General features: G+C 47.2%; 18 protein-coding genes. 10 read left to right on the top strand and 8 right to left on the bottom strand.

All coding sequences use genetic code 11. The features are described 5' to 3' along the window. Both MHM95_RS06400 and MHM95_RS06395 read right to left on the bottom strand, forming a co-directional pair. Positions 1-366, bottom strand: a complete 366-nt coding sequence (locus MHM95_RS06400) for a hypothetical protein (protein WP_026111246.1) — start codon at positions 364-366, stop codon at positions 1-3. 55 nt (positions 367-421) lie between these two features. Further along, positions 422-841 (bottom strand): DUF3429 domain-containing protein, encoded by a 420-nt coding sequence (locus MHM95_RS06395; RefSeq protein WP_045979059.1) that lies wholly within the window; start codon positions 839-841, stop codon positions 422-424. 256 nt (positions 842-1,097) lie between these two features. Between MHM95_RS06395 and ahpC the strand changes: the two genes are divergently transcribed. From ahpC to MHM95_RS06360, 7 genes are all read left to right on the top strand, one after another. Further along, positions 1,098-1,667 (top strand): alkyl hydroperoxide reductase subunit C, encoded by a 570-nt coding sequence (gene ahpC, locus MHM95_RS06390; protein WP_045978974.1) that lies wholly within the window; start codon positions 1,098-1,100, stop codon positions 1,665-1,667. A 71-nt stretch (positions 1,668-1,738) separates the two neighbouring features. Then, a complete protein-coding gene (gene ahpF, locus MHM95_RS06385; RefSeq protein ID WP_239384736.1) occupies positions 1,739-3,307 on the top strand; it encodes an alkyl hydroperoxide reductase subunit F in 1,569 nt (522 codons plus the stop codon). A gap of 316 nt (positions 3,308-3,623) precedes the next feature. Further along, on the top strand, positions 3,624-3,968 hold the full coding sequence (locus MHM95_RS06380; protein ID WP_130145786.1) for a 5-carboxymethyl-2-hydroxymuconate Delta-isomerase: 345 nt from the start codon (positions 3,624-3,626) through the stop codon (positions 3,966-3,968). 155 nt (positions 3,969-4,123) lie between these two features. Next, positions 4,124-4,591: a nuclear transport factor 2 family protein gene (locus tag MHM95_RS06375; protein WP_239384735.1), complete on the top strand. Its 468-nt coding sequence runs from the start codon at positions 4,124-4,126 to the stop codon at positions 4,589-4,591. A gap of 41 nt (positions 4,592-4,632) precedes the next feature. Then, positions 4,633-5,373: an alpha/beta hydrolase gene (locus MHM95_RS06370; RefSeq protein WP_239384734.1), complete on the top strand. Its 741-nt coding sequence runs from the start codon at positions 4,633-4,635 to the stop codon at positions 5,371-5,373. Positions 5,374-5,508: 135 nt separating this feature from the next. Continuing rightward, complete coding sequence (locus tag MHM95_RS06365; protein WP_138548862.1) at positions 5,509-5,862, top strand: 2OG-Fe(II) oxygenase; 354 nt, start codon at positions 5,509-5,511, stop codon at positions 5,860-5,862. A 215-nt stretch (positions 5,863-6,077) separates the two neighbouring features. After that, positions 6,078-7,703 (top strand): methyl-accepting chemotaxis protein, encoded by a 1,626-nt coding sequence (locus tag MHM95_RS06360; protein WP_152441568.1) that lies wholly within the window; start codon positions 6,078-6,080, stop codon positions 7,701-7,703. Positions 7,704-7,714: 11 nt separating this feature from the next. Here the strand turns inward: MHM95_RS06360 and MHM95_RS06355 are convergent, their stop codons facing one another. Both MHM95_RS06355 and MHM95_RS06350 read right to left on the bottom strand, forming a co-directional pair. After that, positions 7,715-8,566: a patatin family protein gene (locus MHM95_RS06355; RefSeq protein WP_343224298.1), complete on the bottom strand. Its 852-nt coding sequence runs from the start codon at positions 8,564-8,566 to the stop codon at positions 7,715-7,717. A 118-nt stretch (positions 8,567-8,684) separates the two neighbouring features. Further along, on the bottom strand, positions 8,685-9,119 hold the full coding sequence (locus MHM95_RS06350; RefSeq protein ID WP_022944611.1) for a hypothetical protein: 435 nt from the start codon (positions 9,117-9,119) through the stop codon (positions 8,685-8,687). 348 nt (positions 9,120-9,467) lie between these two features. Here MHM95_RS06350 and MHM95_RS06345 point away from each other — a divergent pair, with 348 nt between their 5' ends. Both MHM95_RS06345 and MHM95_RS06340 read left to right on the top strand, forming a co-directional pair. Then, the gene (locus MHM95_RS06345; protein ID WP_239384928.1) at positions 9,468-10,385 is read left to right on the top strand and encodes a cation diffusion facilitator family transporter; all 918 of its coding nucleotides are present in this window, start codon (positions 9,468-9,470) and stop codon (positions 10,383-10,385) included. Positions 10,386-10,424: 39 nt separating this feature from the next. Further along, positions 10,425-13,205 carry an ATP-binding protein gene (locus tag MHM95_RS06340; protein ID WP_239384732.1) on the top strand — a complete coding sequence of 927 codons (2,781 nt, stop codon included), beginning with the start codon at positions 10,425-10,427 and terminating at the stop codon, positions 13,203-13,205. Positions 13,206-13,242: 37 nt separating this feature from the next. Here the strand turns inward: MHM95_RS06340 and MHM95_RS06335 are convergent, their stop codons facing one another. Beyond that, positions 13,243-17,757 (bottom strand): EAL domain-containing protein, encoded by a 4,515-nt coding sequence (locus tag MHM95_RS06335; RefSeq protein ID WP_239384731.1) that lies wholly within the window; start codon positions 17,755-17,757, stop codon positions 13,243-13,245. A gap of 240 nt (positions 17,758-17,997) precedes the next feature. Here MHM95_RS06335 and MHM95_RS06330 point away from each other — a divergent pair, with 240 nt between their 5' ends. Continuing rightward, positions 17,998-18,528, top strand: coding sequence for an isochorismatase family protein (locus tag MHM95_RS06330; RefSeq protein ID WP_130145775.1), 531 nt, complete (start codon positions 17,998-18,000; stop codon positions 18,526-18,528). 29 nt (positions 18,529-18,557) lie between these two features. Here the strand turns inward: MHM95_RS06330 and MHM95_RS06325 are convergent, their stop codons facing one another. The 3 genes from MHM95_RS06325 to betA form a co-directional block, all read right to left on the bottom strand. Beyond that, positions 18,558-19,259 (bottom strand): TorF family putative porin, encoded by a 702-nt coding sequence (locus MHM95_RS06325; protein ID WP_138542787.1) that lies wholly within the window; start codon positions 19,257-19,259, stop codon positions 18,558-18,560. Between the two features lie 8 nt (positions 19,260-19,267). Next, positions 19,268-20,485, bottom strand: coding sequence for a BCCT family transporter (locus MHM95_RS06320; RefSeq protein ID WP_022944617.1), 1,218 nt, complete (start codon positions 20,483-20,485; stop codon positions 19,268-19,270). Positions 20,486-20,608: 123 nt separating this feature from the next. After that, positions 20,609-22,276 (bottom strand): choline dehydrogenase, encoded by a 1,668-nt coding sequence (gene betA / locus MHM95_RS06315; protein ID WP_239384730.1) that lies wholly within the window; start codon positions 22,274-22,276, stop codon positions 20,609-20,611.

Genomic DNA, 22,276 nt, shown 5'->3' with positions numbered 1-22,276 from the left:
TTACTCGTGACTCTGCGGGGCATTGGAGCGGGGTTGCAACAAATAGAGCCGAGCTTTCAGTGATTCAATGGCCACCTGGCGGATAATTAAACGCAGGGCCACAAAAGCGGCAATGGCAAAGTGGATAGGGCCGTGGGTAAGACCAAGCTCAGGCTGATAAATTAATGCCCCGAATAAAATAAACAAACACACCAACCACGCATCTATAAATTGGTTAGCATAAAAGTGCAGGGTGCCTTCGTGCTTATGGTCTTTTTTAATGCGTACCGAGCAAAAAAACGGCACCACCTTTACCTTGAATGCGGCGTTTTTTTCGCTGAACTGTTCGCCCAACTGCTCAAGGGCACTGCGTAAATCGTCAATCATGGCCATCTCACCGAAAAATCAGAGCGCGCAGTGTACTGTATTGCTGTGAAGCTGTCTAAGGTCTGTCGAGCATGGCGGCAATCATCAGCAAGTGACACACAAATACCACTGAGGTAAGCACAAAGCGCATCTTGCGATAGTCCTTGTGGTGCTCTGCCCATTGCGGCTGTTTTACTTCAATGGCCAGCACCAACCAAAAACTGGCACTTAACCACGCCAATGTAAACAGCTCATTGCCCAGCGCCAACAGCGGCAGCGGGATGGTGGGAATAACGGCAGCAATAGCGCGCCCATAGCTTTGCTCACCGGGGCGCCATAACTGACCGGCAAGGAAGCTCATAATCGCGATGCCATAATAAATGAACATAGTGCCAGCGTACTCAGTGCGACCACTGAGCATGCTCCATCCAACCAAGGCTAAAAACGGCAGTAATCCTAAGTAACCTAATTGGATATGATTGATATAACGGGCAATAGACAAAGTAGACCTCAGCGCGGATGCTTTTCCTAATTGTACGTGGCGCAGGTTAAAGAGTTCAATGAGTTCAGGCGAAAAAGCCATTAACGGTCTGAGAAATCGCAGTAAGTTTAAGCGTCAATCATATTTATCGATGGTTGTAATCGAATCAATCTGTTTTATTTGTTAAAGCACAACCTCTATCTTATTCATCAACGCAGCGGCACACGCCGCTAATTATTTAAAACTGATGACAGACAACATGAGGTAATTTATGAGCAACTCATTGATCAACACCAAAATCCAACCTTTTAACGCAACGGCTTATCACCAAGGTGACTTCGTTGAGCTGAGCGAGCAAGACCTATTAGGCAAATGGTCAATCGTGTTTTTCTACCCAGCGGACTTTACTTTCGTATGTCCTACGGAGCTAGGTGACTTGGCTGACTACTACGCTCAATTGCAAGAAATGGGTGTTGAAGTTTATTCAGTGTCTACGGACACCCACTTCACCCACAAAGCGTGGCACGATTCTTCTGAAACCATTAATAAAATTGAGTTCCCAATGATTGGCGACCCAACTGGCAAAATCACGCGCAACTTCGGTGTGATGATTGAAGAAGATGGTCTAGCGCTACGCGGTACTTTCGTTATCAACCCTGAAGGCGAAATTAAAGTGGTTGAAACGCACGACCTAGGCATTGGCCGCAGCGCTAAAGAGTTAGTACGTAAAGTACAAGCGGCGCAGTACATCGCTACTCACGACGGTGAAGTATGCCCTGCCTCTTGGCAGCCAGGTGAAGAAACGCTTGCACCTTCGCTCGACCTTGTCGGCAAAATCTAATAACGCCTAAATCGCAACACTCGGGCGGTGGCAACACCGCCTTATTTTTCTAACGCTTGAAGAGGCTAACCATGTTAGACAGTACCATTAAGAATCAATTATCAAGCCATTTTAGTGCATTGACGGGCAATATAGAGCTGGTTCTAGCCCTCGATGAAAGCAACAAAAGCAAAGAATTAGACACCTTGGCCAACGATTTGGCCGAGTTGAGCCCGCGCATTAGTATACGACAAGATCACCAAGCAGCGCGACGCCCTGCGATGCAAGTACTCGGCGAGCAAGGCACCTCGATTACATTCGCTGGGGTCCCGATGGGTCATGAGTTTACTTCATTAGTGCTCGCAGTACTGCACAGCGGTGGGGTGGCAACCAAGGCCGATGAGGCGCAACGCACGCAAATCCAGGCCTTAGATAAAACCCTTAATTTTGAAATTTATATCTCCCTGAGCTGCCAAACCTGCCCAGCCGTCGTGCAAGCGCTCAATACCATGGCGGCTTTGAACCCTCAGGTGAGTGTGACCATGATAGACGGAGCCTTGTTCCAAGAGGAAGTCGAGCAGCGCAACATCATGGCGGTGCCTACGGTGTACTTGAATGGCGAGCTATTTAGCCAAGGCGCTATCAGCCTCAATGACATTCTTAACAAAGTCGATGAGGGAGCTGCGGCGCGCCAAGCTGAACTATTGAATGAAAAAGACCCCTATGACGTATTGGTAGTCGGCGGTGGTCCTGCGGGTGCATCGGCTGCTATCTATGCGGCGCGAAAAGGGTTACGCACCGGTATTGTCGCTGAGCGCTTTGGCGGCCAAGTAGCCGATACCATGGCCATTGAAAACTTTATCTCGGTCAAAGCCACAGAGGGCCCGAAACTGGTAGCTCAGCTAGAAGAGCATGTTAAAGAATACAATGTCGATGTCATCGATAATCAGCGCGCCGCGCGTTTAGACAGCGATAACCGCGCCATCACCTTGGATAATGGTGCCACACTGCAAAGTAAATCCCTGATTCTTGCCACGGGGGCACGCTGGCGGGAAATGAATGTGCCAGGTGAGCGTGAATACCGAGGCCACGGGGTTGCTTATTGCCCCCACTGTGATGGTCCGCTCTTTAAAGGTAAGTCGGTAGCGGTGATTGGTGGCGGTAATTCAGGCATTGAAGCAGCGATCGATTTAGCCAACATTGTTGAGCATGTAACAGTACTTGAATTTGCCGATACCTTACGTGCTGACGACGTGCTGGTTAAAAAGGCGCAGAGCCTTACTAATGTCACCATCATTACCAATGCAGCGACCACCGAAATTGTTGGCGATGGCAATAAGGTGACCGGTCTTAATTACACTGACCGCGAAACACAACAATCGCAGCATGTAGCCTTGGCCGGCGTATTCGTACAAATCGGCTTAGTGCCTAATACCGAGTGGCTGAAAGACAGTGGTCTGGATTTAAGCTCTTTTGGTGAAATAACGATTGATGATAAAGGCGCGACTAACCTGCCTGGGGTCTTTGCCGCTGGGGACGCGACCACCACGCCTTTTAAGCAAATCATTATTGCCATGGGCGCAGGAGCCAGTGCCAGTCTTGGCGCCTTTGATTACTTAATTCGTCACAGCGATGACCAAGCGCAAAGTGATGCCGCTTAAAGTAGATACTGCACACACCCTGAAATCTCCAGATGTGTAGTCCCCAAGCCGCTCAATGAGCGGCTTTTTTCCTGTGCTGTGAAATTGAAAGCAGCTGCCACTGCAAGCGGTAAAGCTGATTGTGCATGTCCCTCTACCGATTAAGTGGTTTTATTTGAATGCCGCCCACTTATACTGCGCTACCGGTGTTGTTAGCTGTCATTTTTCAGTTTATTTTTCATTGCTTTACCTTCATTAGCGAATTTCAATTTTACAAGGTATGCTAGCGTGTAAAGCAGGGACAATACCTGTTAGTCAGACCGTCGGCGGAGGATTAATGCCACATTTTGTAATGGATTGCTCACAGGACATCTTCGTCTCCCATGATGAAGCCTTTATTATTGAACAACTTTTTTTGCAAGCTTGTGCTACCAATTTGTTTGATGAACGTGATATCAAAGTCAGAATAAATTCTTTCGAAAAATACTCTGTAGGTAATAAGCGAGAGCCCTTCATTCATGTTTTCGCCTCCATCATGCAAGGCAGGACGACTGAGCAAAAGGCGATGCTATCGCAGCAAATGGTATCAAAGCTGGTAACTTTATTTCCGAATGTTCCGAATATCGCCATGAACATCAGTGACTTTGAAATGGCCACTTACTGTAATCGTACAATGGTGTAACTCGTCACATTACCCAAACCTATGGTGGCATTCAGTGCTCGCTTTGGACAAATTTGCCAATGAGTCGCTTGAATTCAATCGCATTACTGGCTTCGAGGAACGCGACTGGGTCTTTATAAACATGTTATATGAATTAACCGAAAACGGAGTTTTCAATGAAAAAATACCTATTCTTTGCAGTATCAATTTTGGTTTCAGCATCGTTATCCGCCAAAGAGAGAAAAATTGATCTAAATGAACTTGCTCAAAAGTATTTCGATACCATGGTTGCCACGCAAAGCCCAGGAGCAACGAAAAAAGAGCTGGAGACTCATCTTAATTTACTTACAGAGGATGTTGGGCATTCGCACTTACCTTGGGTGACAGATGATTCGCGCTTACCAAATGGCAAAGAGGCAATGAGAAAAGGGATGACTTTTTATCTTGGCGCCCACAGCGAATACAATGCAGAGCTATTGGATGTATTTACATTTAACCACTCAGCAGTTGCTATAAGATATAAAAACTACGCTAAGGGCACCCACCCTGAAAATAATCAACCGATAGAATATAGCCAAGTCATGATGGAAGTATTGGAAATTGAAGACGGCAAAATTGCGGTAATAAGAAAATACCATGAGTAACTTTGCCCATTGAGTAGGTTGCGAGGCCTTAAGGAGAGAAAATGAAGTACCTGTATATATGGCTACTTATCCCTATTTTTTGTATCCCCCTGGTGCAAGCAGAGATTATCTATGATGAAGCTAGGGATAGAGGCATTCCTGTTAAAATATCTTATCCAATTAATGAGCAGGACTGCACCATCGAGAGCAAGTGTGCTGTCGCATTTCTCAGCGCGGGGTACGGTGTTGCTCACACCCAGTATTCTTTTTTAGAGGAGCAGCTTCGTGAGTTAGGCTATATGGTGGTTTCTGTCGCTCACGAGCTCCCTCAAGATCCGCCACTGTCGGTAACAGGGAATTTATACGAGACTCGACGCGAGAATTGGGTCAGGGGTGCCAAGACATTGGCGTTTCTTAAGAGTCAGTTTCAGTCTCGCTATTCGAACTATGCGTTTAATGAGCTGCTTTTAATTGGGCATTCCAATGGTGGCGATATTTCTTCGTGGCTAGGAAATGAAAAAAAGCCTTATATTAAATCAATAATTACATTGGACCACCGCCGCGTTCCTTTACCTAGAAATACCGATATCAACATATTCTCAATTCGGGCAAGCGACTTTGCTGCCGATGAAGGAGTGTTACCAACAAAAACAGTGCAAAGCGATATCTGCATAGTGCAAATACCTGACGCTCGCCATAATGATCTTTCGGATCATGGCCCAAGATGGTTGCAAGATAAAATTAAGCAACTAGTACATGGCTATTTAGTGGGTCAGTCCTGTGCGATGCTCAACAAAGCTTAACACCTGGCCCAAGGCTGGCAGCCAAGTTTGGTTGATTTGCACTTTTGTCGCCTCTACCCCTGCGCGCCATGGCGACCGTATTGAAATAAGTTAATAACTGAGTATTGCAAAAGAAAGTGAGTTCCTAAGGTGATTATGCGCATGTTCAATACACTTTTTAGATGGCAAAAAGGCCGCCAGAAAAGCGGTTATGAGAAAATGTTGCTGGCAAGGGCATGGTGGCCGCTAAAATTCGATGTTTACTTGCTCAAGTTCCCACAAGGCTGTGAGGTGCCCACGCACACTGACAAAGTAACCGCAGGCAGGCATTATCGGCTTAATATTATCCTCAAACAAGCACGCTGTGGCGGTCAGTTTGTTTGTAAATCGCCTATTTATAGCTCTAAACGAATCAAGTTATTTCGCCCCGATATCAGTGAGCATGCAGTTACTAAGGTCACCTCAGGCAATCGTTACTTGTTAAGTATTGGTTGGGTTCGTGGTCATTAAAAGACCAACTGTCGTCCATCGTATTGATCACATATGGGTTAGCGCGAATCGCTAATCACACTCGTTTTTTACATATTATCTCGGGGTGAGAACAGTAATTTTTTAAACTGGATTGGCGCATTTGCTTATCTTCGAAAATAATTAAGTAGCAACTGCTGTTGCATGAAGTGCATGGATAGGCACAAAAATCTTAGTTTAAATTACGAGGGTGTCCCATGCTCAATACCATGTCTGTGAAGATGCGACTGATTATTTTGTCCATAATTCCAATTGTATTACTTATTATTTCAGCGGCGCTGAGTATGTCTCAACTTAATACCATTGGCGAGGGCGTTGACAGTATTTATAAAGATAGGGTGGTGCCATTAAAGCAAATTAAAGTGGTGTCAGATAATTACGCGGTCAACATTGTCGATTTATTGCATAAGTATCGCGCTGGCGTTATCGACAAATCGCAAGTTATATCTTTGATTGAACAGGCGAAAGCCACCGCGCAGCAGCATTGGCAGGACTATTTACAAACCAAACTCACAACCGAAGAGCAGCGCTTAACCGAAGACGTGGATGAGTACCTCGCACCGGTGGTTGAGAAAATTGATGCGTACATGCGGGCCATAGAAAATGGCACCTTTAAAGCGATGGACCAATCGCAGTTTGTAGCCGACCTTTACAGTGTTTTTGACCCACTCAGTGGCAGCTACGCGGCACTTATCGATTTGCAGCTATCAGAAGCGCAGCGGTTTCGCGACAGTGCCGATGAGCAAGTTTCCCACGTCACCACCTTGTTGTTAGTTTTTATCATCTTGACCATTGCCTTTATGGCCTTATTGGCTTGGTTTATCTACCGCTCTATTCATGGGCCTTTGAGCCACTTGCAGGGCACCATTCAAACCATTGCCGAGCAAGCCGATTTGACCCTGCGTGCCAAAGTCACCGGGAAAGACGAAATAGCCACCACAGCTGAGCACTTCAACCATATGCTTAGCCGAATCCACACTTTGGTTACTGACGTCACGGGTGCGACACTGACGTTGTCATCGGCGTCAGAGCAAATGCAAGCGATCAGTGCGCAGGTGGCCTCGACTGCAACCCAGCAAGAGCAACAAAGTGCGATGATAGCCACCGCCATAACGCAAATGAGTGCAGCGATTCAAGAAGTGGCTCAAAACGCGCAAAATACCTCGCAGCATGCTGCATCTGCTGATGGCTTGGCAGAGCAGGGCAGTCAAACCATCGATGATAACCTTGAGGCTATTCGCACCTTATCTCGTATTGTTGCGCAAAACGCTCAGTTGATTGGTGAGCTGAATGCCCAGTCAAATGAGATCAATCAAGTGGTGCTCATGATTCAAGGGGTGGCTGAGCAGACCAACTTGCTAGCGCTAAATGCTGCCATTGAAGCTGCCCGCGCCGGAGATTCAGGGCGTGGCTTTGCGGTGGTTGCTGATGAAGTGCGTACACTGGCACACAATACTCAACAGGCCACAGAAAACATCAATACCATGATCGCCAAGCTGCAGGATATGGCTGGCCAGGCGGTGGCAGCGATGCAGAGTGCCGATGACAGCGCCAAAGAAAGTGAGCATCACAGCCAAGAATCGGCAACCGCCATTAACCGTATTCGTGAAGCGGTCGCTGACATTGCCGACATGAATTTACAAGTATCTACAGCCACCGAAGAGCAAACGACAGTGGCTGCGGAGATAAGCCAAAATATTAATGAATTTAACGACAGCATTACCAGCGTATCGCAAAGCTCACAGCAAAACGCCGATGCCAGTAAAGAATTGGCGCAGCTCGCTGATAGCCTGCAACAGCAAGTGAAAGCTTTTGTGGTCTAAATACGTACTCGCTAAGTGATGCTTAGCCGCTGCAAATAGTTTAGCCCTTGCTGACAGCCTAGAGTGTAGCCGTGGCGTAATTTGGCCGCATTGCGTGTGGTTCTGCCCACAGCAAACTCTGGTTCCGGGGCAATGACCTCGATATGACAATCCGGCGGCGGTGAATGAATAAATTCTAAGCTTTGGTTATATCCCTCTGCTCGGCGGCTCGAGGCACTGATCAGTGCCGGGGTGTCGCGCAGTAGGCGTCGTGTTACCCAGTGTGAGCGACTCGGTTTTTTGCGATAGCCCAACGGCTGGGACAAAATCACGGTAATGCGTTTCGCTCCTTCTAAGTAAGCCTGTTGCACGGGGATGGAATCGCTCAGACCCCCATCGGTATATTGCTTATCGCCAATTTGCGGGTAATCGCGATAGGCCAAAGGCAACGCACAAGAGGCTTTTAAAATCGCTTCTAAATTATCGGCGTTGGCTTTTAAATATTCGGCTTGACCGTTGGCGATGTTGGTGGCCACCACATAAAATGGTGCGACTTGCTTCGCAAATGTCGCTAAATCTAAGCGGATATCAGCAATGGTCTGTTGCCATAGCCAATCCAAATCAAACAGGTGCCCGCCGCGTGCAAAACGTAGGTAATTAATAAATTCGGGGCGGCACGAGTAATCCGTGATCACCTTATAGTTGCGCTGGTGTTGTTGGCACAAATAAGCAGCGATATTGGTTGCACCAGCGGACACTCCAAAATACATATCAAAGGGCTGGTAGTGCTGTTGTAGCCACGTATCGAGTACGCCGGTGGCAAAAATACCACGCATCGCGCCCCCTTCAACAACAAGGGCATGGCTTAGAGATGAATTGGAGATAGGTAAAACCCTGCATACGCTTTTAATTACTACCTCAGCAACTTAGCATGAATTTTATTTGCGCAGCAATGGGCAATAAGGGCAAAAGGCGGTGTATAGGGCACCGCCATAAAAGTGATCAACGATTGGTAACCGCATCCTTACCATCGACGTAGTGTTTAACGTCGCTGGCTTTACCCGCTTGTTCACGCAACAAATAGAAGCAGCCGCGAGAACCTGGATTGTCGGAGTAGCCTTGAATGCCAACAACGGCATCTTTAGTCACATTACCCACGTACTGCAAAGTCGGGTAGCTATCGAAAGAGATGATCACCAATCCCTCCTCTTGCCACCAGTTACCGCCTCCGTATGGGTAGCTCCATGTGCCATCGGCATTAATTGTAAATAACGCAGCGGTAATCGGCGTTGAGCCCGCAGTATTACAATTCCAATTGACATGGTTGCGCCAAGTACCGACTACCGAGGTCGAAGACGCAGCTAATACAGAGGAAGTTGAAGCAAGAGATAGGCCGATAACACAGGCCACAGTAGAGAGTGATTTCACTAGTTTCATAATTATATTTCCTTATATAAATGTGTTTTTGCGTTTTGGTTACACACAAGAGCAATCCTTCAGTCCTGTTGTGTCGCCACGCGACTTTGAGATTAGCTAAAAAAAGCATAGTTTCAATGTTTATTTAACAAAAAAGTTACATATGGATGATTTTTAGGGAAATTTAGTTATCGATATGACTGGCAAATTAGAGCGGTGACTGGTTCCAAAGCGTGCAGTGGCGCCTATCACTCTTTTATGAGCAGTTCTTGTGCATTCACAACGGGTGGTGATGAAAACGGGTGTAATATAGTCGCAAAACAAGTACAATTGCGACTATATATCATTCCCGAGTATCATCCGGCGCGCATGACCGACATCACCACACACCAGGCTTCTCGCAAACGCTTACTTATTGCGCTCGCTATAACCTGTAGCTTTATGGTCATCCAGCTAATAGGGGCTTATCACGCAAACTCTCTAGCGGTGTTCGCCGATGCCGGTCATTTATTTGTGCACAACAGCACGTTATTTATCGCTATTTTGGCGTCCTCTATCGCTATTCATTTGGCACGCAACTTTAATGAAGGCTATAAAAAAGCCGAATTAGTGGGCGGGCTTATTAATGGCAGCCTGTATTTGGGAATTAGCTTAACCATTTTGTTTCTTGGCTCTGAGCGGTATTTTGAAATGCATGAGGGGCATCACAAAGACGTTAACACCACCATTATGGCGTGGGTATCAAGTATTGGCTTTGTCTTTCACGGATGCGCCGCATGGGTGTTATACAAGGGCCGCAAAGACAGCATTAATGTGTACGCGGTGTTTCTCCATACGTTCTTTGATTTGCTCTCCACCGTCAGTACCTTAGTGGCCGGTGTCACTATCGCGCTCACTGGGTGGCAGCAATTGGATGTGCTTTTTAGCATGGTGATAGCCGTGTTCGTGTTATTCACCGGTTTGCGCCTTATTGTACAGTGTATAAAGCGATTGCAGAATCAAGAAGGGCGTTTGCCCAGTGCACAAGCTATTGAAAAGGCGATGACTAAACTCGCTCACGTACACAGTGTGCACAATTTGACCGTATCTCGAATTGACAAGCAGCTCGCCGTTGGCGCGCATATCGTGTTGAAACATCAATGTACTGTCGCGGCTCATGATGCAGTCTGTCGAAACAATGCCGAACAGATGTTAAAACAACGCTTTAATGTTGAGCACAGCGTACTGCAAATAGAGGCTCATCCGCACTCCGAAGATGGACAAGCGCATCACTGTGTACAACACTAAGACTATGCAGTTCCTATAAGTTTTTAAGCTTTCCTACAAATGAGCACAATTCGCACCGGACTTCAAAGCAGCAACAAGTTCATGGTGGCTTGCTTACTCGGCCTGATTGGCGGGTTGACGCACCTAATACCTGTATGGTTTTTGGACAGCTCCGAGTTTTTATTCGGGCAAATTTTTGTGTTGCTGAGCCTCGTTGCCTTGGGCTTACGCTACAGCGTTATTACCTTGGCTATTGCCTCTGCTTTTATCTTTTATCGCTGGCAACATGCTTGGCCCAGTATCGCATTTTTGCTCGAGTTGATATGGCTGCATTGGTTTTGTTGTCGCCGCTTAAGGCGTCCGTTATTGCCATGGGGTGGGGTCTTTTGGTTGCTAGTTGGCTTGCCGCTGCTGGTGGTTTTTGGTCATTGGATGGTCGAGTTGCCGTGGTTATCGCTTACCACTGCTATTTTCAAGTATTTACTTAACGCCATTATTTCATTAGCTGTAGTTGACCTATTAAGCTACTTTTTACCCTTTATAGTTTGGCACTATCGGCAAAACTCGCTCAAACATATCCTCAGCTACGTGGTCAGCGTATTGATTCTATTGGTGGTGCTGTTGACGACCGTGATTTTGGTTAACGACCACTATGAACGTATAGAGTATGAGGTCAATACACAATTACGCGCCCATGCAGATAGGGTATCGCAACAAATAGATAGCTACCTAGAACAGCACCAAAATGCCATCGTTTCGGCGCGCGATACCTTGGCGCAAGGCGTTGATGAGCGTTGGCAGCTTAGTCATTTAGGGCAAATGTACCCTGGCTTTATTTCTACGGTGCTGATCAATCAGCAAGGGGTGGCGTATTTGGGATGGCCTAAGTCGCTTCTCGATGGGCTCTCCGCACAGCAGCGAGATGTGACAGACCGCGATTACTTCACGCAAGCGCATAGCCACCCTAACGGCTATATTTCCAGTGTTTTTCGCGGTCGTGGCTTAGGTGACAACCCCATTGTTGGTATCTCTGCACCGATATACGAAAAACAACAGTTTGCAGGCGTGATTGAAGGTTCGCTGCGATTAGAGTCCTTTCGTCGCTTTCGGCCCTTCTTGTTTGAGCAACAAGGGGAGTTGCTGGTAATGGATGCCAACAATCACGTGGTGTATAGCAGTGTAAATACTTTCAAAGTTCTAAGCCACCTCGAGCAACCTGCTTTAGCGGAGTTTAACGGTGATTCAAGCGCTTTATACCGCTCTGCTAACAATGAGCTGTATTACAGCCGGTCACTTAATAGCTCCCAAACAGGTTGGACGGTCATCGCTATGATGAACCGCCTCCATGTAAACTCTGTGGTCGCTTCAACCTGGTTGTACGTGTTGCTGCTCACGCTGGTACTCTTGCTGCTGGCAGGGATTTTCATTCGCCAGCTAAGCCAAAGATTGGTGGCGCCACTTAATTTTTTGACCCAAGTAATGCAGCGCTACCCGATGCTGCCAAATAAGACGCCGCTTAGCCAACACGAGTGGCAGGAAGTTCAGCAACTACACGAACAGTTTGATTCGCTGGTGGTGCAACTCCAGCAGAGTTTTGAGCAGTTAGCACAATCCGATGACCGCAACCGCGATTTGAACAAACAACTAACGCGCTTTAACCAAGAGTTGGAGCGTAAAGTACAAGAGCAAACTGCAGAGCTTAAGACTGCGGTGCATAGGGCGAACCAGGCCAGCCGAGCAAAGTCACAGTTTTTAGCTAACATGAGCCATGAGCTGCGTACACCCATGAACGGTGTGCTTGGGATCACCGACATTTTGCTGCAAGACTCGCAACTGAGCGCCCAGCAACGCCAGTATTTAGCCACCTTGGGTGCAAGTGCACAAAACTTACTGCAAATTCTTAACGACATACTGGATTTTAGTAAAATTGAAGCCAATGCCTTGGAATTGAACGCACAGCCATTGGCTACCCGAGCATTTTTCACTCACGTAGAGCAGGTATTTAATAGCGCCAACGACAACAAAGAGGTGTGCTTTGCGTGCGATATAGCCGCGAATGTGCCCTCTAGTATTCGTGTTGATGAGCTCAGACTCAACCAAGTGATCACCAACTTATTAAGCAACGCGAAAAAATTCACCGAGCGAGGAGAGATTGTCCTTAGCGTGCAATACCGCGATGATGAGCTTCAAGTGACGGTGCGAGATACTGGCATCGGCATGAGCGAAGAGCAGCAAGCACGTATCTTTACGGAATTTACTCAGGCTGATGTGTCAACAGCTCGGCGGTACGGAGGCACTGGTCTGGGGCTGGCAATCTGTCGCTCCTTGGTACAAAAAATGGGCGGCGATATCTGCGTTTCCAGCGCTGAAGGAGAAGGCAGCTGCTTTAGTTTTACCATCAAAGCGCCAGCCTGTGAGGACATCGAGGTTAACCAACATAGCGAACTTTCGGCGCCTGATTTAACTGAGCGACACGTCCTGGTGGTTGAGGATAACGCTGTAAATCAATTAGTCCTTGCCAAGATGCTTGAACCTTTGGGCTGTGAGGTGGCCATCGCTCAAGATGGGGTGCAAGCTTTGGATATGCTCCAGCAGCATCGCTATGATGTGGTGCTCATGGATTGCCAAATGCCGCACATGGATGGGTATCAATGTACCCAACATATTCGTAAAGAGCCGCATAAATATGGGGTCATGCCCGTTATTGCGATTACTGCCAACGCCTATGAAGAGGACAAAAACCGTTGTTTGGCGGCGGGGATGAATGCCTTCGTTTCCAAGCCACTGCAAGCGCATGAGTTGCACCGCAGTCTTCGCGCTGTGTTAAATATTTCCCACTAACTAGGCGTAAACTCAAAGCATCGACGACACTCAAGCACTACAAACTCTTGGTTTTATCAATTACGCCATCGATAAACTCACTCGATAGCAGTGTTTGTGCGTCCACTGGTCGAGCAAAGAAGAACCCTTGTAAATGGTGACACCCTAACTTATTGAGGAAAAAGATTTGCTCTCTGGTCTCCACCCCCTCGGCGATACAGTATAGGCCAAGGCTGCGCGCCAAGTTGTGAATGGTGCGAATAATGGATTCATTAGTTGGATTTACCCCAATTTGCCGTACAAAGCTTTGGTCTATCTTAATGACATCAATGGGGAATTGACTCAAATAGGTCAGTGATGAGAAACCAGTGCCAAAGTCATCAAGGAAAAGTTTGAATCCGGCGCTGTGCAAGCGGTTAAGTTGCTCTGCCGCTTTGGTTTTATCCTCTAGTAGGGTGTTTTCGGTGATCTCCAAGCGAAGCTGGGTGGGGCTAACATGGTGAAGAGCCAAAATATCTTGTAGGCGGTCGCTTAAATTCGACTTTAAGATATGAATAGGCGACAGGTTCAAAGATAAATAGAAATCATCAGAGCTCTCAAACCAAGGCTTTAAATCGCGCAGGGCTCTGTGTAGTGCTTGCTCGGTAATGGCATCAATTAAGCCTATTTCCTCGGCGATGGGGATAAATTCTCCCGGAGAGATAAAAGTGCCTTCATGTGGCCAGCGCAGAAGGAGCTCCACACCTACGATGCGCTTTTGGAAGTCATGCACAATGGGCTGGTAGTGGTTGAGTAACACCTCATCGCGATAGGCATCTTGTAACGCATTTTCTAGCATTAACTTATGGGTAATGCGGTTGTTCATTTGTTCGGTGAAGAACTTATAGCCATTGCGGCCCGCATTCTTGGCATGGATCATCGCCATATCGGCATTACGAATAAGATCTTCGGCGTTATCCGCATCGAAAGGAGACAACGCAATTCCCACACTGACAGAGATATTGATAGTAATATTGCCAATTTTTATGGGTTGCTCTAACACCTTGGCTAAGTGCTCAGCAAACTCACTGAGCATCTGTGGTGAATGGACATGTTCTATCAGTAACAAGAACTCATCGCCACTTTGACGCGCGAGCAGCGCATTGTCGTCTAACTGTTCGCTGATGCGCTCACAAATGCAGCACAGCACTTGGTCACCTACGGCATGGCCAAACGAATCATTTACCGGCTTAAATTTGTCCAAATCAATAAATAATAGGGCCAAAAGGGAAGCATTTTCTTTCGCATAGTCAATTGCTTGGGATATTTTTGAGCGCATCATAGTGCGATTCGGTAACCCGGTTAAAGGGTCGTAATTGGCCAAGTAGCGTAACTCGTCTTCAGCACGCTTTTGCTCGGTCAAATCGGTGATCACGATGACGTAGTAGCTTACCTCATCACGGTTGTCGTTATTATCACGGCACACCGCAGTGACGCTTATCTGCACCGGATGGTGGCGGTTATGCTTGGTGCGGATCTGCTCTTCACAACGCCAGTTCTGCCCCGCTTTTAAGCGGCCAATGATACTCATGTACTTCTTATATTTGTGTTTACCCAGAGCACGCACAAATGGCTGAATATTAAGTTGTGGCGCTTGTTTGCTGGCAAAGGCTTGCAGGAAACTATGATTGGCGGAGAACGGCTGCATATGCTCATCTAAAATCAGTAACCAATCGCTGATCTGGCTGATGGCTTCACCTAATACTGTGGCTTGCTGCGCTGAGGCTTTCGCGTCGGTGATATTGGTATAGATGCCTGATACTACTCGCGCATGCCCCTGTAAGTCGCATTCGGTAATGCGTCCAACTTCGTGATACCACAGCCATTCACCACTGCTGTGAGCAATGCGATAGGTACACTCCCAAGTGCCTTGCTCTCCTTGCTTTAAAAAGCGCTTCCACTGGGTACGATAGCGCTCCACATCATGGGGATGAATAAGTTCGGCATGTTGCTCAAATGAGCAGCTCAAAAAACTGTTAGCATAACCGAGCTCGTCACTCAGACGCCGCTGCGCAAATTGGCGCTCAGATACATAGTAGTGCCACACACCGCTGTTACTGCTTTGCAGAGCTAGGTTGGTTTGCTGTTGCGAGTTGACCGCTACACTGTGGGCGTCACGTAGTTTGCGTTGTTGTGCGCGTAAGTACATCAGCCAAGCGCCAATAATCGCAATGGCGAGCAAGGCATACATGGTTTTTGCAAGCGGCGAACGCCATGGCGCGTAGGCCACATTAACAATAAGACGCGCCTCACGTGAGTACTTGCCGGAGACGGGGTCGAAAGCACGAATGCTTAGTTCATGGCGTCCGGGGTTGAGTTTTGCAAACTGTAAGGTGTTGTCTTTGTAATCGTTATAAGTAAAGTCGCTGGCACCCGATAAACTAATGCGGTAGCGCACTTGGCTGCGGTGTAAAAAGTTAAAACTAGAAAAGGATATTGTCAGCCCGAGGTCGTCGTGTTGTAACTGCAGCGGCTTGTCAATATAACTGATAGGGGAGTAATCGATTGAACGAGATAATAAATCAATATTGGTGATTTGCGGTGGTGGTGCAATATACTGGGTGTTGCCAGAGACGAAGTCCGTCGGATCTATTTCCAATAACCCTTTTACAGTCCCAAATACCAGCTCGCCGTTGCCTCGCTTAAGTACCGCGAAGGCATTAAACTCCGATGCGGATAGGCCATCTTCTACGGTGAAGTAGCGCACGTGTTCAGAATTTATATTTAATCGATACAAGCCGTTGTTGGAGCCAAACCACAAGTAACCTAAATCATCCACCACCGGCGTATACACGCCAAGATTTTTTAATCCTTGTTCTAGGCCTATTCGGGCGCGAACCTCAAGTGTTTCCATATCAAGAGCAACTAAGCCCTCGTTATCGATGCTCAACCACAAGGAATTATTCTGATCGACCGTCCAGCCATCAATATAATTAAAGTGCTGCGGGTTCGTGTTGGCCGATTCATAAACCACCTCAACTTGTTGGCGCGAGGTGTCATAGCGATAAAGCGTACCGCTATGGCTGAGCAGTGGGTCGTTCGGATGATTAGGCAGCGGCGATAGAAAGTGCGTGGCTAAATCAGGCAAAAGCGCACGATTTAGTGCTGGCACATCGGTAATGCGGTTGGCCTCGGGGTCATACATATAAAAGCCACTGGGGGCGATAAAAAACGCCCGATTGTCAGGTAACTGCACAAGCCCGCCATAGTAACTCTGGGGGTCGAAGCTTTGAGGCCTATCTGCTTTTTCTAACGGTCGGGCGAGGGTACTGGTTTTGATGTTAAATAGCTCACTGCCGTAGCTTGATTCCAACCATAGCGAGTCTGGCTGATGTGTGGCTGGAAAAATACGATAGATAGTTTGTTGGCCAATGGCGAGTTTATCGTCTTTACTGACCAGGTATGCTTCACTCTCACCATTGGCACTGAGGCGATTGAGGCCGTTATCGCTGCCCACCCACAATGTGCCGTCGGCTTGCTCATGCATGCCCCAAGCGATGTGCCCATGTTTATACTGGCCGCTAGGAAGCGTTCGTTGGCGAAAGCGCATAGACAGCGGCGACCATGAGTAGACTCCTTGGGATCGAGAGCTAAGCCAAATCATGCCACCTTTATCGCGAAAGAGTACTTGGATGCTGTTGTCGCTGACGGCAAAGCGCGATTTACTAAATTGGACCAGTGTTTGTGCGCGCAAAGATTGCCGATTAAATTGTTTTAAGCCCTCATCTGTGGCGATAAAGTCATAAAGCCCATAGCGTTGGAAGCCCCATATGTTGTAGCTTGGCAATAATGTTCTAAATGTATTGGGGCTTGAGAGGCTCATGCTGTACAAGCCTTCTACCGTGCCGATCATCAGGCCGAATTCACTGTCAAAGCGCAACAGTTTCACGTTTTGCTGATCGCCGCTCGGCGCTTCGCTCTTGGGTAGGTAGTTAATTTGCTTCACTCGGCCTTGTTGATAATGGTAAAGGCCATTAGATGCACCGACATAAAGCCCATCTTGATGTGGCAGCAAGGCGCGGATGATATGGGTTTCATTGGCAATACTAAAGGCATGGGTGAGTGAGTTATCGGTTAAATCGAGACTGAAAATATGATGATTTAAGCCAAGCCAAACACGCTCAGGGTTCAGGGGATCTTGAGCGATTGCAGAGACGCTAACATAGTCTATCTTGTGTTCACTAAGGGTGTTGGCAATGATTTGCTTGGAAGTGAGTGTGGCCGGGTCGACCAAGTACACGCCGCTGAACTGCGTCGACACGAGTAATTTGCCATTTGCTAGTTTAAGCATGGTCAAAATAAAGTCACTACTTAGCGCCGAGTGTTGGCTCTCAAAAAGCGTTACCTTATAGCCGTCGTAACGATTTAAACCACGCCCTGTGGCGAACCACATATAGCCGAAATCGTCTTGGGCTATGGCACTAACCGCGCCCTGAGACAAGCCCTCATCAGTGGATAAACGTTGGAGCTGATAGCCGTATCCAGCATCGTTGACGTGTGCCTGTGAGGGTGTAGCAAATAAATGCAAAAGCATGAAAAGCACAGTAATACATGCGCTATGTAGACGACGCAATGGCTGACCCCAATTGAAGTTGAAACCAACATATTAGCCTTAAATCCCTCAGGGCATTTAGGCATCAACTAATCGTTAACAATAATACATAAATTTAGCATAGAACCTTGGTTCGTCACTATATCTTTATAATTTTACTTTGAAAAAACCACACCTTATGATGAATTTCGGAAAACAAAAAGGAACAAAGTGGAGCGTTTAATGAACAATAATGCACAAAATGCAACCTTAGTGGTTGTTGATATGCAAGCTAAGTTAGCACCCGCTATGAGCGAGTACACCCATATACGTGCTCAGGTGCAGTTGCTACTTAGCGCCAGTCACTGCCTTGATATTCATTGTGTGGTGACAGAGCAATACCCTGAAGGTCTTGGGCCAACCGATGCACAACTTAAAATAGGGAACGCCAACTATATTACCAAAACAACGTTCAGTGCCGCCCAGCATAAAGATTTTGAGCAAGCATTAGGCTCGCACCAGCACATCTATTTGTGTGGTATGGAAAGTCATGTCTGTGTCTACTTCACGGCAATGGATCTATTGGCTAAGGGCTACACAGTGAGTGTGATAGCCGATGCGGTGTGTTCACGAAAACAAGAAAACAAACAATGGGCGCTTTTGCAACTGCGTCAAGCTGGCGTGCAGGTATGCTCTGCAGAAACGGCTATATTCGGATGGATGCACAGTTGCGAGCATCCGCAATTTAAAGAGGTTTTAGCGTTAATAAAATAGGCGCCATGGTCGGCGCCCATTGTGGGGATTTACAGTGAGAACGTTTTGCTCACTGACAGTACCAAGCGCTCATCAGCGTATTCGCTATCAAGGTTGGTATCTTCTGCCGCTAACTCGAAATCAAAGCCTGAATAGGAGGTTTGATAGGCGAGACGGTAATGTACGTAGGATTTGCCATCCGCTTGCCACGCGAACTTATCGCCATCTAGCGAGTTTGACGCGTCTACGCTTAAGCGCAAGTTATGACCCTCTGCCAGTGCATAGTTATGAGCTAGCATGGAGATAACATGGCCGGCATCGGTGCCAAAGTAATCCCAGGTGTACCAGAAGTTGGCCTCGGTAGTACCCAGTTGCGAGTCATAGGCAAATTTGGTGTAGGCTTCAAAATAGTTACCGTCACTGGAGCTAGATGCGCCGTGATAACTGTAATAAGCGATACCATAATCCACAGACAGCTGGTTGTTCAACTGGCGAAATTGGCCGACGTAGAAATCCCACTCTAAGTCAGTGCCATCGCCAAAGTCGACGTTTGACGCCCAGCTGCCGGCGTAGAAACCGTTATCGGCAGCGTAATCAATGCTCCCTTGCAGCGCTGGGTCGTTTTCAGTTTGGCTTACACCATTAAAGGTGTAGTCGCTAGCACCAGTAATTGTTGCTGACCAATCAGCCAATGCGACCTGTGAGGCCATCATTAACGAGATTGCGCTTAAAGAGTAAATTGTTTTTCTCATCATTGCTCCTAATGTACGGATTCTATTTTTTTATAATCAAGACGGTTTTCTTTTGGTGAGCTATCGATGTTGCTCACGGTTTTGAATTTGGTGTACAAAATGTAGCCTAAACAACTAAAGAATAGACCAATTACCAAGGCACCGACCCATTGGATTTGTAAGAAGTCAAAAGTAAACAACAGTGTCAGCGCTGCTAAGGCTAGAAAATGGAAGCCCATGTAACGCCATTTACCCAGACGCTTAGTCGTCAGATTGAGGTTGTCACTATAAAGACGGATTAATGAGTCCAACGAGTTGATCACGAAGATAATGCCGACAAACACCATGGCGAAGTTACGGATACCCGTCGTATCTAGCCCTGCATCGTGATAGTGGTATAACACCGCAAACCACAGCGCAATTGGAATAGAGGGGAAGATCAACATCGCTGCTAGCACCTGATAGGTTTTAAGACCACCGACAAAGCGGGCGGTAAATTGGCCAATCATGATGCTCCATGCGAACCACCAAAACAGGTAGAAGGCGTGGTAATCATTGATAGGGAAGATAAATTCGTGGATGTTGCCAAAATAGCCTCCCAGCATGGCCACTGACTGAGCGTACTCACCCATGGCGCTATCACCCCATAAGAAGGCGCTGCCCCACATAAAGGCGATAAGACCAATAAAGACCCACGTCGTGGATACACTCAATACACGTACATATTTAATGTCGGTACTGGAGTAAACAGAAAAGGCAATAGCGGCAAAGACAATGAGGTAAAATAACGGAATGATGCTCTCGCCATCACCGATGCTAGGCAAATACCATGGTAAGTTGGCCAACAATAATGAAGCGGTAAAGGCACAAGTGCCAATAATCACCACGTTATTAATAAACTTCACCCAAGGGATCTCAAAGAACTTTACTTTGGGCTCAATTACGCAGAAATAAAAGCAGGTGAGGAAGTAAAAACTCCAGATGAAAAAGCCCCAAAAACCAAACTCAATGGCGAGCGGGTTAGTGAATGCATATTCTGGGCTTGCGTTTATGTCTGCATAACCGCCAAACTCGGTCAATGGGAACATGATCAGTCCCACATCCAGGCCGGAGGTGAACAAGATAGCAATAAAGGTGAAGGTTCGTACTGGGGTGACACCCACGCACTGCACATTCCCCCATTTCGCCAAGATAAAGACGATAGCGAGTAGGGTAAATAAAATGCCAGCACTAAGCCATAAAGTCATTATCACCCTCCCAATATAAGTAGAAATAGTTCATATTTTCTCCATTTTGTTGTTTTTAAAATATAAGGCGCCCAGGGCGCAGCTATTGAGCTGCACCAAGAAAGCCTTGTGAAATCGTATTAGTTACAGAGTTTGGCTACGCTGTCGCTGCTGCCATTGCGGGTCGTTGACCACTTCAACATGTTGCGACGCAAGCGGAGTCTTTCCTAAGATATGGTCGGCTGCCTTTTCCGCTACCATAATGGTGGGCGCATTTAAGTTGCCATTAGGAATGGTCGGGAAAATTGAGGAGTCAACCACACGCAGACCCTCAACACCATGTACTTTTGCCTGACTATCAACCACGGCCATTTCATCTTCACCCATTTTGCACGAGCAAGAAGGGTGGTAGGCACTTTCAACGGCTTGGCGCACAAAGGCATCAATTTGCTCATCTGTTTGCACGTCAGTACCCGGTTGAATTTCCTCATCGCGGAATGCATCAAATGCATTTTGATTGATAATTTCGCGCGTTAGGCGCACGCAGGCACGAAAGCCTTCGATATCGTCCGGGTGTTGAAGGTAATTAAATTGAATTTTTGGCGCACAGTCAGGGTCGCTGTTTTTAACCAACACATGACCACGACTTTTCGGCTTATTGTGACCAATATGGACTTGGAAGCCATGGCCAGCAAAGGCACTCTTGCCGTCGTAACGAATCGCCGCAGGTAAAAAGTGATACTGTAGATCAGGCCACTCAACCCCTTCTTTAGAGCGAATAAAGCCACATGATTCAAAGTGGTTAGTTGCCCCTAAGCCATCTTTGAATAATAACCAGCGAGCCCCGATCATGGCTTTTGAAAACAGCCCAAGCTTGCCATTGAGGGTAATAGGTTGCTTACACTTAAATTGGAAATAAAACTCCAAGTGATCTTGCAGGTTCTGGCCCACACCGGGTAAATGGTGTGTACAGGGAATACCGGCATTATCTAAATGGGCTTTGTCACCGATGCCAGACAACTGCAACAAATGTGGAGAGCCAATGGGCCCGGCACTTAAAATCACTTCTTTGTTGGCCATGGCTTTATGAACTTTGCCACCAACGCGATACTGAATGCCACGAGCTTGTTTGCCCTCTAGTAACACTTTTTGCGCCTTCGCATGAGTGACGATGGTGAGATTGCTACGCTCTTTGACCGGATCCAGATAGGCACGCGCCGCCGAACAACGTTTGCCGTCTTTTACGGTCATGTGCATAGGGCCAAAGCCCTCTTGCTGTGCACCATTATAATCTTTGCTAAAGGCATAGCCTGCTTGCTGACCGGCATCAACAAAGGCTTTATACAACGGGTTTTTCATGTCGTTGCCGTTATTTACGCCCAATGGACCATCGCCACCACGATAGCTGTCACCGCCGAGGTACCACTGCTCGGCCTTTTTGAAATAAGGTAAGCAGTCCTGATAGCTCCAGCCTTGTGCACCGTGTTGTTGCCATTCGTCAAAGTCTTTGGCGTGACCGCGTACATACACCATGCCGTTGATAGACGATGAGCCACCGAGTACTTTGCCGCGAGGACAATGCATTTTGCGATTGTCTAAATACGGCTCTGCCTCAGTGTGGAATTGCCAAGCATATTTGCTGGTATTCATAGGGATAGACAGCGCCGTAGGCATTTGAATAAAAATACTTTTATCACTACCGCCGGTCTCAAGTAACAACACCCGGTTGTTACTATCGGCACTCAGGCGGTTTGCCAGTACACAACCCGCTGAACCGGCGCCAACGATAATATAATCAAATTCGCTGTTCAT

The organism is Pseudoalteromonas sp. CnMc7-15 (assembly GCF_022347925.1).
Taxonomy (GTDB): domain Bacteria; phylum Pseudomonadota; class Gammaproteobacteria; order Enterobacterales; family Alteromonadaceae; genus Pseudoalteromonas; species Pseudoalteromonas ruthenica.
Note: the sequence above shows the minus strand (reverse complement) of the source record. Positions and strands in the feature narration are given on the sequence as shown.

Excerpts from the sequence above, each read along its gene's own strand:
- MHM95_RS06370 (WP_239384734.1), top strand. The coding sequence starts at position 4,633 with ATGAAGTACCTGTATATATGGCTACTTATCCCTATTTTTTGTATCCCC.
- MHM95_RS06365 (WP_138548862.1), top strand. The coding sequence starts at position 5,509 with ATGCGCATGTTCAATACACTTTTTAGATGGCAAAAAGGCCGCCAGAAA.
- MHM95_RS06360 (WP_152441568.1), top strand. The coding sequence starts at position 6,078 with ATGCTCAATACCATGTCTGTGAAGATGCGACTGATTATTTTGTCCATA.
- ahpC (WP_045978974.1), top strand. The coding sequence starts at position 1,098 with ATGAGCAACTCATTGATCAACACCAAAATCCAACCTTTTAACGCAACG.
- MHM95_RS06345 (WP_239384928.1), top strand. The coding sequence starts at position 9,468 with ATGACCGACATCACCACACACCAGGCTTCTCGCAAACGCTTACTTATT.
- MHM95_RS06340 (WP_239384732.1), top strand. The coding sequence starts at position 10,425 with ATGAGCACAATTCGCACCGGACTTCAAAGCAGCAACAAGTTCATGGTG.
- MHM95_RS06320 (WP_022944617.1), bottom strand. The coding sequence starts at position 20,485 with ATGACTTTATGGCTTAGTGCTGGCATTTTATTTACCCTACTCGCTATC.
- MHM95_RS06335 (WP_239384731.1), bottom strand. The coding sequence starts at position 17,757 with ATGCTTTTGCATTTATTTGCTACACCCTCACAGGCACACGTCAACGAT.
- MHM95_RS06375 (WP_239384735.1), top strand. The coding sequence starts at position 4,124 with ATGAAAAAATACCTATTCTTTGCAGTATCAATTTTGGTTTCAGCATCG.
- ahpF (WP_239384736.1), top strand. The coding sequence starts at position 1,739 with ATGTTAGACAGTACCATTAAGAATCAATTATCAAGCCATTTTAGTGCA.
- MHM95_RS06400 (WP_026111246.1), bottom strand. The coding sequence starts at position 366 with ATGATTGACGATTTACGCAGTGCCCTTGAGCAGTTGGGCGAACAGTTC.
- MHM95_RS06330 (WP_130145775.1), top strand. The coding sequence starts at position 17,998 with ATGAACAATAATGCACAAAATGCAACCTTAGTGGTTGTTGATATGCAA.
- MHM95_RS06325 (WP_138542787.1), bottom strand. The coding sequence starts at position 19,259 with ATGAGAAAAACAATTTACTCTTTAAGCGCAATCTCGTTAATGATGGCC.
- MHM95_RS06350 (WP_022944611.1), bottom strand. The coding sequence starts at position 9,119 with ATGAAACTAGTGAAATCACTCTCTACTGTGGCCTGTGTTATCGGCCTA.
- betA (WP_239384730.1), bottom strand. The coding sequence starts at position 22,276 with ATGAACAGCGAATTTGATTATATTATCGTTGGCGCCGGTTCAGCGGGT.
- MHM95_RS06380 (WP_130145786.1), top strand. The coding sequence starts at position 3,624 with ATGCCACATTTTGTAATGGATTGCTCACAGGACATCTTCGTCTCCCAT.